The organism is Tardiphaga sp. OK246 (genome assembly GCF_900188215.1).
Lineage (GTDB): Bacteria > Pseudomonadota > Alphaproteobacteria > Rhizobiales > Xanthobacteraceae > Tardiphaga > Tardiphaga robiniae.
Window position 1 is genome coordinate 424896 of the sequence record NZ_FZOX01000005.1, and the last position, 14284, is coordinate 439179.

Genomic DNA, 14284 nt, shown 5'->3' on the forward strand with positions numbered 1-14284 from the left:
GTAGCCGGGGCTGATAGATTGGCAGCGACCGCACGTCATCGCAGCCCGGAGGGCTGCAATGACGCGGCGCGCTTGCCCTCAGTCCCAGCCGTCGCCCTTGATGCCTGGATTCGCATAGACGATGCCACCGTCCACCGCGATGGTGGCGCCGACCACGTAATCGCCGGCACGCGAGGCGAGATAGATCGCCGCGCCCGCCATGTCCTCGTCGGTGCCGATCCGGCCGGCGGGCACCCGGGTTGCCACTTCATCGGCATTGTCGCGTGCAGCCTTGTTCATGTCCGACTGGAACGGGCCCGGCGCGATGGCCGTGACGACGACGTGATCCTGGATCAGTTTGACGGCCATCCGCCGCGTCAGGTGGATCAGGCCGGATTTGCTCGCTGCATAGGAATAGGTCTCCATCGGATTGACGAAGATGCCGTCGATGGACGCGATATTGATGACCTTGGCGGGCTTGTCCGCGCTGGCTGCTGCACGCAGCGGCCCGGCCAGTGCCTTGGTCAGAAAGAACGGCGTCTTGACGTTCAGCGTCATCACCTTGTCCCAGCCGCTCTCCGGAAATTCATCGAAGTCCGCGCCCCAGGCAGCGCCCGCATTGTTGACGAGAATGTCGAGCTTGGGTTCGCGCTTCTTGATTTCGGCAGCCAGCATCTCGATGCCAGCCATGGTCGAGATGTCGATCGGCAGTGCGATGCATTCACCGGCATACTGCGCTGAGAGTTCTTTCGCGGTGGCTTCACACGGCCCGGCCTTGCGCGCGGTGATGTAGACCTTCGCCGCGCCCTGGCTGAGAAATCCTGCCGCGATCATCTTGCCGATGCCGCGCGAGCCGCCGGTGACGAGTGCAATGCGGCCATCGAGCGAAAACAGATTGGTGAACATGACGCCTCCCGTTTGTTTTGTCGTTGGACCGATTGTGTGCGGCGGCGGGCAAGGGGAGTCAACAAGGCGAGTCAACAAGCGCTACTGCAGTTGACCCAGATCAAGGCCGGAACCGGCGGCCGGCGTAGGCTTCTCGCGTTGGTTCGTCCAGCAAACGGACCTCAACCCAACGGGAGAGTGTCATGAGAGCCCATCAAATTATGACCCGCAAGCTCGTCACCGTGTCGCCGGACGCGTCGATTAGCGAAGCTGCGCGGCTGATGATCGATTATCACGTCAGCGGATTGCCTGTGGTGGATGCGGCCGGCAAGCTGGTCGGCATTGTGACCGAACGGGACTTCCTGCGTCGGCACGAGGTCGGCACGCAGCGCAAGCGTCCGCGCTGGCTCGAATTCGTGCGTGGCCCCAGCCTGCAGGCCATCGATTATGTCCGCGAAGCCGGCCGCAAGGTGCACGAGATCATGACCCGCGAGGTCCGGACGGTGACCGAGGAGACCGGTCTGGCCGATATTGTCGACGTGATGGAGAAGTATCACATCAAGCGCGTGCCGGTGGTGCAGGGCGACAAGCTCGTGGGTATCGTCAGCCGGCAGAATTTCGTCGAAGCCATCGCCGATCTCATGCACGATGTCTCCGATGTCGGGTCGAGTGATGCGTTGATCCGCCGTCGCATCGTCGCTGTGCTCAGGCATAACGAATGGACACCATTCGGCCTCGACGTCCGGGTGAAGGATGGCGTCGTGGACATCGACGGCTTCATCACGGACGAGAATGTCCGTCGGGCGATCGTCGTGGCTGCTGAAAATGTGACTGGCGTAACCCGCGTCAACGAGCATCTGTGCTGGGTCGATCCGATGTCGGGCGTGTATTTTCCGCCGGATACCGATCTGCCGCAAAAGCCGGTCTGATCCGGCGCGGGGAGCAAGACTCCAGCAAGGCTGCAGTTCGCCTGCAGTGGGCCAGACTATCCGACGCCGCCCCGCTGGAAGCCGTTCCACATCGCGGTGGCCGCGCCGGAGGTCAGCACCGGCAGATAGCGGGTGTCCTGATAGTTTCCGTTCAGCGAGACCCGCGGCAGCGCTGTGAGCTGCGAGAAGTTGTCCGAGGCGATCACGCCGGGGCGCGTCGTCACGGCTGTCTCGAAGCCGGCGCTTTTTGCCAATGCGAATTCCCGTGTGCCCGCGGCGCAGCGGTCGCCATAGGGATAGGCAAGATGCACGGCCGGGCGCTGCAGAACGTTTTCGATATCGGTGCGGCTGGCTGACAGCTCATGCACGACCATCGCTTCGCTCTGTTTGGCGAGATTGCAGTGGCTTACGGTATGCGCGCCGATTGTCACCAGCGGATCGGCGGCGAAAGGTTTGAGTTCGTCCCACGACATGCACAGCTCACGGCTGACCGCGTCTTCGTCGATGCCATGCGCGGCGCAGAGTGCGCTGACCTCGCGGCGGATATCCGCTTCTTCCGGCAATCCGCGCAGCCAGCCATGCAGGCGGTCGAACGCCATGTCCTTGCCGGCGAGAGTCGATGTGTCCAGGCGCACCATCTGTCCGTCGATCGGGGCCTCGATCGCATCGGCCCTGGCAACGACGCGCTCCAGCGCCACCCACCATAGCCGGCCTGTGCCGGAGGCGAAGTCGCTGGTGACATAGACCGTGAAGGGGGCGTCGAAATCCCGCATCGCGGGCAATGCATGGTCGCGGTTGTCGCGATAGCCGTCGTCGCAGGTGAAGCAGGCGAAGCGGCGCGAGAAATCCCGCTCCGTCAACCGTCGCTGCACTTCATCGGGCGTCACGATATCGACGTCGGTCGCGCGCAGATAAGCGAGGGTGGCGCGCAGGAAATCGGGCGTGATCTCGAGGTGGCGGTTGGGCTGGAACGGACCGGCATGCGCAGGGCGCACATGGTGCAGCATGAAAATGGTGCCCACGCCGCCGAAGATTGGTCGCAACACCCGGTGGGCGCCGCTGAAATACAGCGCGTCCAGGCCGGCACGAATAATCGTGTTGCGAATCTGCTTCATCGTATGACCGAGCAATTGATGCTACCCACGGAAATGATCAGAAACGATTGAACAAAGCGTTATTCGAATACCCGCGGCGACGCCAGAGGTTTGCCTTGATTTCAATTTGACAGTCCCGCAAGGGTTTGTTTTCTCTCTGTTTCCAGACCCGCAGGACGTCGAATGCACGGATTTTACAGGTGGAGTGCCAAATGGTGGCCCGGGCTCATCCCGCTTGCCATCCTTTGGGCGGTTGCTGCCTGGGTTAGCACGATTCCGCTTGAAACGGATTTAACGGCGCACAGCACTGCGGCGCTGAAAAACACGATCCTCGACAAGAGCCAGATCACGGTTGCCGGGCGTGACGTCTCGTTTTCTGCCGAAGCATTTTCCGAAGATGGTCGCCGCAGTGCGGTCTCGTCGGTCGAGGCCACGCCGGGCGTTCGCCTGGTCAATGACGAAACCCGCCTCGTCGCGGAAGCCAAGCCGTTCGTCTGGGTCGCGGAGCGCGACAATGTCCGCGTGACGCTGTGGGGAACCGCGCCATTGCCGGCCAGCAAGGCGCGCATCGTGGAAGCGGCCCGCGCCGCACTCAGCGGAACCGAGGTCTCCGACCGCATGGGTCTGAAGCGCGGCGCGCCGCCGCGGTTTGATGCCGCAGCCGTGCTCTTGCTCGATCAGGTCGCCAAGCTGAAGGAAGGCAAGGCGGTGATTTCGGATACCAATATCAGCCTCTCCGGCATGGCGCGCGATCTCGGTGGCCGCGAAGCCATTGCGGCGGCGCTGAAGAATCTGCCGGAAGGTTTCACGGTCGCGGCCAATGACGTCAAGGCGCCGCCCTATGTGTTTCAGGCCAACAAGGATCCCGTGACGAACACGCTGACGCTGAGCGGCTATGTCCCGGACAACACCATTCACGCCGCGCTTGCGTCGGCTGCCGGACGCAAGTTCGGCAATGAGAAGATCGTCGACAACCTGAAGGCCAGCATCGGTGCGCCCGGTGGTTTTGCCGCCGCGGTGACGACAGCACTGGGTGCGCTTTCACGCCTGTCGACGGGGACCCTGGTGGTGTCCGACCGCGAGGTGAAGCTGTCAGGTGACGCGCTCTACGAAGTCGCCGCGGACCAGATCCGCGCAAGTCTGGCGCGCGAGCTCCCGCAGGGTTGGCAGGCCAAAGCCGAAGTCTCGGTGAAGCCCGCCGCGGCGCCGGTCGATGCCAGCGTGTGCCAGCAGCTCTTCGCGCAAAATCTGACCAAGGGTCGCATCCGGTTCGAGCCCTCCAGCGCCAGCATCAATGTGGATTCGGCAGGCTTGCTCGATCGCCTCGTGGAGATCGCCATGCGCTGTCCCAATGTCCGGGTCGAGATCGCCGGTCACACCGACGGCGATGGCGACGCGGCGTTCAATCAGTCGCTGTCGGAAAAGCGCGCGCTCGCCGTCGAAGAATATCTCGTGAAGGCCGGCCTGCCGGCGGACCGTTTCTCCACCATCGGCTACGGCAGCACGCAGCCGATCGCCACCAACGATACCGACGAAGGCAAGCTGCAGAATCGCCGGATCGAATTCGTCGTGAGGCAAGCGCCATGACCTATCTTGCGATGTTTCACTGGGGCTGGCTGCTCGGAGCGTTCCTGATCGGCTTCTGCATGGGCTGGATCGCCGTGGTCTATCGCGGGCGTTCGGTGTCGCGGGTCTGGATCCAGCGCCTGTCGGTGATCGCCGCGGTCATCGTCGGCATCGCGATTGCCAAGGTCGTGCCCGGCCGCTTCGGCTACTGGCTCGATCTCGGCCTCGCCTTGTTCGGCTTCTATCTCGTCGGCTGCGCCATCGGATCATGGCTGCGCGACATCGTGGTGGTCAGGCAGCAGGCCCGCGCGACCTGAGGTCTGTGGTGCATGCCGTTGCCGTCTTTTTTATCAACGTCTCGCCGCCAAATCGGCGGCATGAGGTCACGAAAGCCTCATTGTCACGTGAGACGCGTCACGACGTCGGCATTTTGCCGCAGCGAATGCGCCCGAGAGGCTGGTGGTTTGTTAGGACTGACCTAATATACTGATGTGGCTTGTTTTTATTCACAGTCGGCGAATTCCACTTTGCCGCAAAACGCGCTACGACGGTTGTGCCGGAGACAACTGATGTGGCGGTTCCGCCGAGGCTAGTCTGACTTCCTGGTCCAGATCTCTCTGGTCAGGGGATCGCATTCGAGGTTGAGATGCTGGAAGCAATACGCAGGGCGATCTCGTTTCTGCGCGAGAAGCAAATCCTGCACAAGCTCGGTGTCTTGATCAGCGTCGCGGTGATCGGCATCGCCTGCTACATGCTGTATCACAAGCTGCGCAACATCGACGCTGCTGCCGTTTTCCGGGCGATGACCGAGACCGAGCCGCGGCTGATCATGCTGTCCGCGCTGTCGGTTGCCGCCGGCTATTTCACGCTGACATTCTACGACTGGTTTGCGGTGCGCACGATCGGTCGCCGCGACGTGCCGTACCGGATCAACGCGCTGGCGGCCTTCACCAGCTATTCCATCGGCCACAATGTCGGCGCCAGCGTCTTCACCGGCGGCGCGGTGCGCTATCGCATCTATTCGGCCTGGGATCTCAGCGCCGTCGATGTCGCCAAGATCGTCTTTCTCGCCGGCCTCACCTTCTGGCTCGGCAATCTCGCGGTGCTCGGCATGGGCATCGCCTATCACCCGGAGGCGGCCAGCGCGATCAACCAGGTGCCGCCATGGATGAACCGCATCCTGGCCTATATCATCCTCGCCGGCCTCGTCGGCTATGTGGTCTGGGTCTGGATGAAGCCGCGCAGCGTCGGCCGCGGCCCATGGTCGGTGGTACTGCCGGGTGGCCCGCTCACCTTGCTGCAGATTACCATCGGCATCATCGATCTCGGCTTCTGTGCGTTGGCGATGTACATGCTGGTGCCCGCCGAGCCTGACGTCGGTTTCGTCGTGGTGGCGGTGGTGTTCGTCTCGGCCACCTTGCTGGGTTTCGCCAGCCATTCGCCCGGCGGTCTTGGCGTGTTCGACGCCGCCATGCTGGTCGGTCTCGAAATGATGGATCAGGAAAAGCTGCTGGCTGGCATGCTGCTGTTCAGGGTGCTTTATTACCTCGCGCCGTTCTTTATATCAGTCATGTTACTGACGCTTCGCGAGCTTATTATCGGTTCGCGATCGAAGAAGCTGCAGGCGGTCGCGGCGGACGCCAAGCCCGGCGTCGGCCACCCGCTCAAGGAACATGGCCGCTCCGGCGCCTGATATACGTTCGCATTCGCAGCAGGAAGAGATCCGGTTCAGATGGCCATTGAAGCTTCTCCATCGACCATGTTTTCGCCGTGGCCAGACCGGCTGCGGCATTCAGCGATCATCCTGCTGGCCGCCGGCCTGGCGCTGGCCGCACTGGTGTTTTTCGGCGAGTTGTCGCCTGTTCGCGCGGGCATCGTGTTCGTCTGCATCGCCGGCGCGGCGCTGGTGCCGTGGCGGCTGCATGATGTGGTGACGGCGCGCGACGAGGCGCTGGCCGCCAATCCGGTCGAGGCACCCGCGGTGCGCGCCATCATTGCCGGCATTCCCGATCCCGCCGTGCTGCTCGACCGCGCCGGCCGCGTCATCCATCTCAATGCCGCTGCCGCGCAGCTTGCGCCGGCACTCCGCAAGAACGAACTGGCGCAATTCGCGCTGCGCTCGCCGGAGATCATCACCGCCTTGCGCGAGTCCATCGCCACCACCGAGCCGCGCCGCGCGACTTATCTCGACCACGTTCCGGTCGATCGCTGGATGGAATTGATGATCACGCCGGTGCCGGTTCCGACCGCCTTTGGTGGCACCGACACCTGCATGCTGATGACGTTCCACGACCAGACGCCGCTGCGCCGTGTCGAGGAAATGCGTGCCGATTTCGTCGCCAATGCCAGCCATGAGCTGCGCACGCCGCTGGCGGCGCTGTCCGGCTTCATTGATACGTTGCAGGGGCCGGCCAAGGACGACGCCAAGGCGCGCGAGCGCTTTCTCGGCATCATGCATGCGCAGGCGACCCGCATGGCACGGCTGATCGACGATCTGCTGTCGCTGTCGCGCGTCGAACTGTCGGCGCATGTGCGGCCGGATACGCTGGTGGATATTCTCCCCATCATCCGTCAGGTCGGCGACGGGCTGGAGCCGCTGGCCAATGAGCGCAACGTCAGGATCGAAATGGCGCTGCCGGAGACGCCGGTGTCCATCGCTGGCGATCGCGAGGAATTGCTTCGGCTGTTCGAGAACCTGATCGAGAACGCGCTGAAATACGGCGCATCCGGTGGCAAGGTGGACGTATCGTTGACCACGGAGTCGACCTCGGAGGGTGTGCCGGAGATCCGCGTCGCCGTGCGGGACTATGGTCCGGGCATCGCCCCCGAGCATCTGCCGCGCCTGACCGAGCGTTTCTACCGGGTCGATGTCGGCGACAGCCGCGCACAGGGCGGTACGGGCCTCGGCCTCTCGCTGGTGAAGCACATTCTGAACCGGCACCGCGGCCGGCTGCTGATCGAAAGCGTGCCGAAGAACGGCGCGACTTTTACCGCCGCCTTTCCGCAGGTGAAGACGCCGCCGGCCCCTCCTACCTCCGCCGCGTCCTGACGCCTTAAACTCTCTTCGTTCTCTTGCGCCCGTCAGGGCCGCCCTCGGGCGGTCCCGCATCGCTGCGCTTCGCTCAGGCAGTCAAAAAAGCCCTGGCGGGTGGTGCGGCATTGCGTCCGATCCCCCTCAATATCGTGCCCGCCGCTGTCATTCGCGCGCATGCACGCGAGGCCGGATTCCGCGTGCTGAAACATATTGTTAACCCCTGTGACGGCGGATTTTGACGGCCTGGCATGACCCTTATGGCAGGGCATTTTCGCTGTCATTTACACGGTAAAATTATCCGCGGAGGCAGAAAAACAAAGCATTTACAGATGCTTGGTGCCGTCATCCAAGTGTCACGGAACTATCATAAAAGCACAATCGACCACCCCTAAACGGGCGGCGTGAGCACAACTGGCGCATCCGGCGCGGTCGCTCACGAGATTGGAGACATCCCATGAAATTCCTCAAAGCGATCGTCGCTGCCGGCCTCGTCGCCGCCTCGACCTCGGCATTTGCCGCCGACATCACGGGTGCCGGCGCAACCTTCCCGTTCCCGGTCTATTCGAAGTGGGCCGACGCCTACAAGAAAGAGACTGGCAATGGTTTGAACTACCAGTCGATTGGTTCGGGCGCCGGCATCAAGCAGATCCAGGCCAAGACCGTGACCTTCGGCGCCACCGACGCGCCGCTCAAGGCTGAGCAGCTCGAGAAGGACGGCCTGGTTCAGTGGCCGATGGTGATGGGCGCGATCGTTCCCGTCGTGAATCTCGAAGGCATCGCCTCGGGCGAGCTGGTTCTCTCCGGCGAAGTGCTCGGCGACATCTATCTCGGCAAGGTCACCAAGTGGGACGACGCTGCCATCGCCAAGCTGAACCCGAAGCTGAAGCTGCCGTCGGCTGCCATCACCGTCGTTCGTCGTTCGGACGGTTCGGGCACCACCTTCAACTTCACCGACTATCTGTCCAAGGCCTCGGCTGACTGGAAGACCAAGGTCGGCACCGGTACGGCTGTCGAGTGGCCGGTTGGCGTCGGCGCCAAGGGCAATGAGGGCGTTGCTGGCAACGTCGGTCAGACCAAGAACGCAATCGGTTACGTTGAATATGCCTACGCCAAGCAGAACAAGCTGACCTATACCGGCATGGTCAACAAGGCTGGCAAGACCGTGCAGCCGACCGTCGCCGCTTTCCAGGCTGCTGCGTCGAATGCCGATTGGGCCAAGGCTCCTGGCTACTACGTCATCCTCACCGACCAGCCGGGCGAAACCTCGTGGCCGATCACTGCCGCGACCTTCATCCTGATGCACAAGACCCCGACCGACAAGGCGGCCTCGGCTGAAGCGATCAAGTTCTTCAAGTGGTCGTTCGAGAAGGGCGCCAAGATGGCTGAAGAGCTCGACTACATTCCGATGCCGGAACCCGTCGTCAAGCTGATCGAAAAGACCTGGTCGGCTGACATCAAGAGCTGATCTGGTGTGTGGGCGGAGGAGAGGGGCATCTCTCCTCCGTTTGCTGCAGGGCTGAATTTCTTTCTTCTTCTCTTCTGACTTCGCGCCCTGACAAGCCCCTCCAGGGCAATGCGTTTTGGGGTATTGTAACAATTACAGGGGACTGGCGTGGCAGACATGGCCGTACAGAGCTCTTCGATGGACGCTGCCGGACCTTATGATCGTGCGAAGGCTTTGAATGCCTTCAAGACGGGGGACCAGGCGTTTTACTGGATCACCCGCATCTCGGCTCTGTCCGTTCTGTTTATCCTCGGCGGCATCATTCTGTCGCTCATCGTTGGTGCGTGGCCGGCGCTTCGAGAATTCGGCTTCTCGTTCCTGACCACGCAGCGCTGGGCACCGTCGGCTGATCCGCCGGTGCTGGGAGCGCTCGGCCCGATCTACGGCACGCTGATCACCTCGGTGATCGCGATGGCGATCGCCATCCCGGTCGGCATCGGCATCGCGATCTTCCTCACCGAACTGTGCCCGAACTGGCTGCGCCGCCCGATCGGCATGGCGGTCGAGCTTCTCGCCGGTATTCCCTCGATCATCTACGGCATGTGGGGCTTCTTCGTGCTCGGCCCGTTCCTGGCCAACCATGTGCAGCCGTTCATGATCAGCGCCTTCGAAGGCGTCCCGGTTCTCGGCGTGATCTTCGCGGGCCCGCCGTCCTATCTCTCGCTGTTCAACGCGTCGCTGATCCTCGCCATCATGGTGCTGCCCTTCATCACCTCGATCTCGGTCGACGTGTTCAAGACGGTGCCGCCGGTGCTCAAGGAAGCTGCTTACGGCGTCGGCTGCACCACCTGGGAAGTCGTCCGCAACGTCGTCATCCCCTATACCCGCGTTGGTGTGATCGGTGGCGTCATGCTGGCGCTCGGCCGTGCGCTCGGTGAAACGATGGCGGTGACCTTCATCATCGGCAACTCGTTCCGGATCACAGGCTCGATCTTTGGCCCGGGCACCACGATTTCGGCAGCGATCGCCAGCGAGTTCGCGGAGAGCGACGGTCTGCATCAATCGGGTCTGATCCTGCTCGGTCTCCTGCTGTTCGTGCTGACATTCTTCGTGCTCTCGGCAGCGCGTCTGATGCTGCTGCGTCTGGAAAAGAAGGCGGGCAACTAATATGAACCCGATTTACGCATCACGCCGCCGCAACGACATGATCATCCGTGGGCTCTGCATGGGTGCCGCTCTCTTTGGCGTCACCTGGCTCGCGCTGATCCTGTTCACGCTGTTCTACAACGGTATCGCCGGCATCAGCCTGCAGATCTTCACCCAGAACACGCCGCCGCCCGGCTCCATGGAAGGCGGCCTGCTCAATGCCATCGTCGGTTCGATCATCATGACCGTCATCGGCGTCGGCATCGGCGCGCCGCTCGGCCTGTTTGCAGGCACCTATCTCGCGGAATACGGCAAGCACGACAAACTCACCTCGGTGATCCGCTTCATCAACGACGTGTTGCTGTCGGCCCCGTCCATCATCATCGGCCTGTTCGTTTATGGTGCGGTGGTGGTTCCGATGGGCGGCTTCTCGGCTCTCGCCGGTTCGCTTGCGCTCGCCGTGATCGTGATCCCCGTCGTGGTTCGCACCACTGAAGATATGCTTGGTCTCGTGCCGAACCCGCTGCGCGAAGCGGCCTCGGCGCTCGGCCTGCCGCGCTCCCTGGTCATCAAGCGGATCGCCTATCGTGCAGCCCGCGCCGGTCTCATCACCGGCGTGCTGCTGGCGACCGCGCGTGTCGCCGGTGAAACGGCGCCGCTGCTGTTCACCGCGCTGAGCAACCAGTTCTTCAGCCTCGATCTCACCAAGACGATGGCCAACCTGCCGGTGACCATCAACAACTTCGTGCAGAGCCCATACGAGTACTGGAAGCAGCTCGCCTGGAGCGGTGCCCTGATCATCACCTTGACCGTACTTGCCCTTAACATTGGCGCGCGCATTCTCGGCGCCGAGAGGACAGCAAAATGAGTGAGCTTTCTGTGTCGTCTGGCGTTCCTTCCGTTTCGATGCCGCCGCCGTCGGCCCTGCAGGGCGAGACCCGTCCCAAGGTCACCGTGCGCGACCTGAACTTCTACTATGGCGAACACCACGCCCTGAAGAAGATCAACCTGACGCTGATGGCGAACCGCGTGACTGCGTTCATCGGCCCGTCGGGCTGCGGCAAGTCCACGCTGCTGCGCATCTTCAACCGCATGTATGACCTGTATCCCGGCCAGCGCGCCGAGGGTCAGCTCATGCTCGACAACCAGAACATTCTGGATCCGAAGCTGGATCTCAACCTGCTGCGCGCCCGCGTCGGCATGGTGTTCCAGAAGCCGACTCCGTTCCCGATGACGATTTACGAAAACATCGCCTTCGGTATCCGCCTCTACGAAAAGATCTCCAAGTCGGAGATGGACATCCGCGTCGAGAGGGCGCTGCGCGGCGGTGCACTCTGGAACGAAGTCAAGGACAAGCTCAATGCGTCGGGCCTCAGCCTGTCGGGCGGTCAGCAGCAGCGCCTTTGCATCGCGCGCACCATCGCGGTGCGGCCGGAAGTGATCCTGTTCGACGAGCCGTGCTCGGCGCTGGATCCGATCTCGACCGCGAAGATCGAGGAACTGATCGACGAGTTGAAGGATCAGTACACGATCGCGATCGTGACCCATAACATGCAGCAAGCCGCCCGCGTCTCCGACAGCACGGCTTTCATGTATCTCGGCGAGTTGATCGAGTTCGATCAGACCAACAAGATCTTCACGTCGCCGACCGACCGCCGTACCCAGGATTACATCACCGGCCGCTTCGGCTGACGCGACATATTCGCGGGAGGAATTTGAGATGGCTTTTGAACACACCACCAAGGCTTTCGACGACGATCTGCAGGAGCTGACCCGTCTCGTCGCCGAGATGGGTGGCCTCGCGGAGCGGCAGATCGTCGAATCCGTCGACGCGCTGATCCGCCGGGACGTCGCACTTGGCGCCCGCGTCGTCGCCACCGACTCCGAGATCGACCAGTTGCAGCGCACGATCGAAGAGCGCGCCGTGCTGACCATCGCCAAGCGCCAGCCGATGGCTGTCGATTTGCGCGAGATTGTCGGCGCGTTGCGCGTCGCCACCGATCTGGAACGCATCGGCGATCTCTCCAAGAATATCGGCAAGCGCGTCAATGCACTCGACAGCGACTTCCATCCGCTGAAGCTGATCCGCGGCCTCGAGCATATGACCGACCTCGTGACCACCCAGGTCAAGGCCGTGCTCGACGCCTATGCCGCACACGATCTGCCTGCCGCGATGACGGTGTGGAAGGGCGACGAGGAAATCGACGCGATCTGCACCTCGCTGTTCCGCGAACTCCTGACTTATATGATGGAAGACCCGCGCAACATTTCGTTCTGTATCCACCTGATGTTCTGCGCCAAGAACATCGAGCGGATCGGTGACCATGCCACCAATATTGCGGAAACCGTGTTCTACATGATCGAGGGCCAGCAGATCCTCGACAAGCGCCCGAAGGGCGACATGACCACATTCGCGAATACGCCGACGGTCTGAAGCATGATCAGGAAAAGTGGAAGCCAGTCTTCCGCAAGGATCATGATTTAAAGACTTGTCGGACGTCACTGAGGGTATTGATCAAGATGGCTGTGAATGCACGCATTCTGGTTGTGGAAGATGAAGAGGCGCTAACGACGCTGCTTCGCTACAACCTCGACGCCGAAGGCTATGATGTTGAAACCGTCGCTCGCGGCGACGATGCCGACACCCGCTTGAAGGAGCGGGTGCCGGATCTCGTGGTGCTCGACTGGATGCTGCCGGGCCTGTCCGGCATCGAGCTGTGCCGCCGCTTGCGCGCACGGCCCGAAACCAAGGCATTGCCGATCATCATGCTGACGGCGCGGGGCGAAGAGAGCGAGCGCGTTCGCGGTCTCGCCACCGGTGCCGACGACTACATCGTCAAGCCGTTCTCCGTGCCGGAGCTCCTGGCGCGCGTGAAGGGCCTGCTCCGTCGTGCAGCTCCCGAGCGTCTCGCCACCGTCTTGGCGTTTGGCGACATCGAACTCGACCGCGACAAGCGCCGCGTCGTGCGCTCAAGCCGTCCGATCGATCTCGGTCCGACCGAATATCGCCTGCTGGAGTTCTTCCTGGAACATCCGGGCCGCGTGTTCAGCCGCGAGCAGTTGCTCGACAGCGTCTGGGGCCGCGACATCTATATCGACGAGCGCACCGTCGACGTGCATATCGGCCGCCTGCGCAAGCTGCTCAATCCCGCTGGCGAGCCCGATCCGATCCGCACCGTGCGCGGTGCCGGCTATGCGCTGGATGACCGCTTCGACAAGGCGGCGGAGTAGGTATCTTCCTTCTCCCCGCAAGCGGGGCGAGGTTAGAAGCCCGCAAACAAAAAATGCCCGGCTCATCACCGGGCATTTTCATTTGGTTTAGATGCTTTCCAGCTCAGCGCGTCGGCTTCGGGACTGCGCGGCGGCGGTCGCTGGCCGGCTGATAGGCGATGCGCGAGTGATGTGCGCAATAGGGGGCGCCGGCCAGGGCCTTGCCGCCGCAGAAATAGAAGTCCGCGCTCGACGGATCGCCGATCGGCCAATGGCAGGTGGCTTCGTTGAGTTCGACCAGCGACAGGCGCTGGCTGATCGGAACGATGTTGTCATAGGCGATCGGGTCGGGCTCGGCCTCGATCTCGTAATTATGGGCCAGGGCGGTATTGCCGCGTGCCATCGGGCGGGCGACACGTACCATCTGCTGTGCCGGGCGCGCCTTGCGCTGCCGCGGAGCTGCCGAGGAGGGGCTCTTGGCACGGCCGGACAGGCCAAGGCGGTGCACCTTGCCGATCACGGCGTTGCGGGTCACGTTACCGAGTTCCGCAGCGATCTGGCTGGCGGAAAGGCCGCCTTCCCAGAGTTTCTTCAACTGTTCGACGCGATCGTCGGTCCATGTCATTACCGTCATCGCCGTTTTCCCTTCGTGAGCGCCGGCCTGACCGGGCAGCGCTGCGAGTTGAGACTTCAAAAATCCCTGCGGTCAGAATCCTTTAGCGCTCACCGGGCGCGAATTTCGCGTCCGGCTGTTACGCCGCACTGGATGTGTCAAAAGGATCTACCGCCGCACGAGATGTCGTATCCGACGAGGCAAAAGCTACAATATGCCGTGACTCGCGCGCAAGAGTCGGGCATGCCGCGTCCACATGCTTCTGCAAATAAAGCTGCAAAATCGGCTTTTTCTGCGACTCCGTGTGACTCGAAAGCCGCAGTGCGCGGTTGACAGTCTTCACAGCACACATAGAATAATGCCCACGTGCCGCCCGAGAAGGGC

Annotated in this window: 14 protein-coding genes; 11 read left to right on the plus strand and 3 right to left on the minus strand. The window is 62.4% G+C overall.

Annotation, left to right across the window (positions count from 1 at the left end):
- Nucleotides 1-78 precede the first annotated feature (78 nt).
- Nucleotides 79-885 carry an SDR family oxidoreductase gene (locus tag CHC01_RS23395; RefSeq protein ID WP_068737620.1) on the minus strand — a complete coding sequence of 269 codons (807 nt, stop codon included), beginning with the start codon at nt 883-885 and terminating at the stop codon, nt 79-81.
- Nucleotides 886-1067: 182 nt separating this feature from the next.
- Between CHC01_RS23395 and CHC01_RS23400 the strand changes: the two genes are divergently transcribed.
- Nucleotides 1068-1793 (plus strand): CBS domain-containing protein, encoded by a 726-nt coding sequence (locus CHC01_RS23400; protein ID WP_089266755.1) that lies wholly within the window; start codon nt 1068-1070, stop codon nt 1791-1793.
- 56 nt (nt 1794-1849) lie between these two features.
- On the opposite strand, the gene CHC01_RS23405 is transcribed toward CHC01_RS23400, so the two are convergent.
- A complete protein-coding gene (locus CHC01_RS23405) occupies nt 1850-2908 on the minus strand; it encodes a polysaccharide deacetylase family protein (RefSeq protein ID WP_089266756.1) in 1059 nt (352 codons plus the stop codon).
- A 162-nt stretch (nt 2909-3070) separates the two neighbouring features.
- Here CHC01_RS23405 and CHC01_RS23410 point away from each other — a divergent pair, with 162 nt between their 5' ends.
- The 10 genes from CHC01_RS23410 to phoB all read left to right on the plus strand — a co-directional run bounded on the left by CHC01_RS23410 (nt 3071) and on the right by phoB (nt 13308).
- The gene (locus CHC01_RS23410) at nt 3071-4474 is read left to right on the plus strand and encodes an OmpA family protein (RefSeq protein WP_089266757.1); all 1404 of its coding nucleotides are present in this window, start codon (nt 3071-3073) and stop codon (nt 4472-4474) included.
- Nucleotides 4471-4770 carry a hypothetical protein gene (locus CHC01_RS23415; protein WP_068737611.1) on the plus strand — a complete coding sequence of 100 codons (300 nt, stop codon included), beginning with the start codon at nt 4471-4473 and terminating at the stop codon, nt 4768-4770. The genes CHC01_RS23410 and CHC01_RS23415 overlap by 4 nt, the downstream gene beginning before the upstream one ends.
- A gap of 329 nt (nt 4771-5099) precedes the next feature.
- Nucleotides 5100-6146 (plus strand): lysylphosphatidylglycerol synthase domain-containing protein, encoded by a 1047-nt coding sequence (locus CHC01_RS23420; protein WP_089266758.1) that lies wholly within the window; start codon nt 5100-5102, stop codon nt 6144-6146.
- A gap of 39 nt (nt 6147-6185) precedes the next feature.
- Nucleotides 6186-7502: an ATP-binding protein gene (locus CHC01_RS23425; RefSeq protein ID WP_089266759.1), complete on the plus strand. Its 1317-nt coding sequence runs from the start codon at nt 6186-6188 to the stop codon at nt 7500-7502.
- Nucleotides 7503-7941: 439 nt separating this feature from the next.
- Nucleotides 7942-8952 carry a phosphate ABC transporter substrate-binding protein PstS gene (gene pstS, locus CHC01_RS23430; protein ID WP_089266760.1) on the plus strand — a complete coding sequence of 337 codons (1011 nt, stop codon included), beginning with the start codon at nt 7942-7944 and terminating at the stop codon, nt 8950-8952.
- Between the two features lie 147 nt (nt 8953-9099).
- Nucleotides 9100-10098: a phosphate ABC transporter permease subunit PstC gene (gene pstC / locus CHC01_RS23435; protein WP_089266761.1), complete on the plus strand. Its 999-nt coding sequence runs from the start codon at nt 9100-9102 to the stop codon at nt 10096-10098.
- Nucleotide 10099: 1 nt separating this feature from the next.
- Nucleotides 10100-10945 (plus strand): phosphate ABC transporter permease PstA, encoded by an 846-nt coding sequence (gene pstA / locus CHC01_RS23440; RefSeq protein WP_089266762.1) that lies wholly within the window; start codon nt 10100-10102, stop codon nt 10943-10945.
- On the plus strand, nt 10942-11769 hold the full coding sequence (gene pstB, locus CHC01_RS23445; RefSeq protein WP_068737599.1) for a phosphate ABC transporter ATP-binding protein PstB: 828 nt from the start codon (nt 10942-10944) through the stop codon (nt 11767-11769). The genes pstA and pstB overlap by 4 nt, the downstream gene beginning before the upstream one ends.
- A 28-nt stretch (nt 11770-11797) precedes the next feature.
- Nucleotides 11798-12511, plus strand: coding sequence for a phosphate signaling complex protein PhoU (gene phoU / locus CHC01_RS23450; protein ID WP_089266763.1), 714 nt, complete (start codon nt 11798-11800; stop codon nt 12509-12511).
- A 92-nt stretch (nt 12512-12603) separates the two neighbouring features.
- Complete coding sequence (phoB, locus tag CHC01_RS23455; protein WP_068737970.1) at nt 12604-13308, plus strand: phosphate regulon transcriptional regulator PhoB; 705 nt, start codon at nt 12604-12606, stop codon at nt 13306-13308.
- A 103-nt stretch (nt 13309-13411) separates the two neighbouring features.
- Here phoB and CHC01_RS23460 read toward each other — a convergent pair whose 3' ends face one another.
- Nucleotides 13412-13921 (minus strand): GcrA family cell cycle regulator, encoded by a 510-nt coding sequence (locus tag CHC01_RS23460; RefSeq protein ID WP_068737968.1) that lies wholly within the window; start codon nt 13919-13921, stop codon nt 13412-13414.
- Nucleotides 13922-14284 lie beyond the last annotated feature (363 nt).

Bases quoted from the DNA above. Each gene is read 5' to 3' on its own strand.
- CHC01_RS23395 (WP_068737620.1), bottom strand. From the start codon at position 885: ATGTTCACCAATCTGTTTTCGCTCGATGGCCGCATTGCACTCGTCACC.
- CHC01_RS23400 (WP_089266755.1), top strand. From the start codon at position 1,068: ATGAGAGCCCATCAAATTATGACCCGCAAGCTCGTCACCGTGTCGCCG.
- CHC01_RS23405 (WP_089266756.1), bottom strand. From the start codon at position 2,908: ATGAAGCAGATTCGCAACACGATTATTCGTGCCGGCCTGGACGCGCTG.
- CHC01_RS23410 (WP_089266757.1), top strand. From the start codon at position 3,071: ATGCACGGATTTTACAGGTGGAGTGCCAAATGGTGGCCCGGGCTCATC.
- CHC01_RS23415 (WP_068737611.1), top strand. From the start codon at position 4,471: ATGACCTATCTTGCGATGTTTCACTGGGGCTGGCTGCTCGGAGCGTTC.
- CHC01_RS23420 (WP_089266758.1), top strand. From the start codon at position 5,100: ATGCTGGAAGCAATACGCAGGGCGATCTCGTTTCTGCGCGAGAAGCAA.
- CHC01_RS23425 (WP_089266759.1), top strand. From the start codon at position 6,186: ATGGCCATTGAAGCTTCTCCATCGACCATGTTTTCGCCGTGGCCAGAC.
- pstS (WP_089266760.1), top strand. From the start codon at position 7,942: ATGAAATTCCTCAAAGCGATCGTCGCTGCCGGCCTCGTCGCCGCCTCG.
- pstA (WP_089266762.1), top strand. From the start codon at position 10,100: ATGAACCCGATTTACGCATCACGCCGCCGCAACGACATGATCATCCGT.
- pstB (WP_068737599.1), top strand. From the start codon at position 10,942: ATGAGTGAGCTTTCTGTGTCGTCTGGCGTTCCTTCCGTTTCGATGCCG.
- phoU (WP_089266763.1), top strand. From the start codon at position 11,798: ATGGCTTTTGAACACACCACCAAGGCTTTCGACGACGATCTGCAGGAG.
- CHC01_RS23460 (WP_068737968.1), bottom strand. From the start codon at position 13,921: ATGACGGTAATGACATGGACCGACGATCGCGTCGAACAGTTGAAGAAA.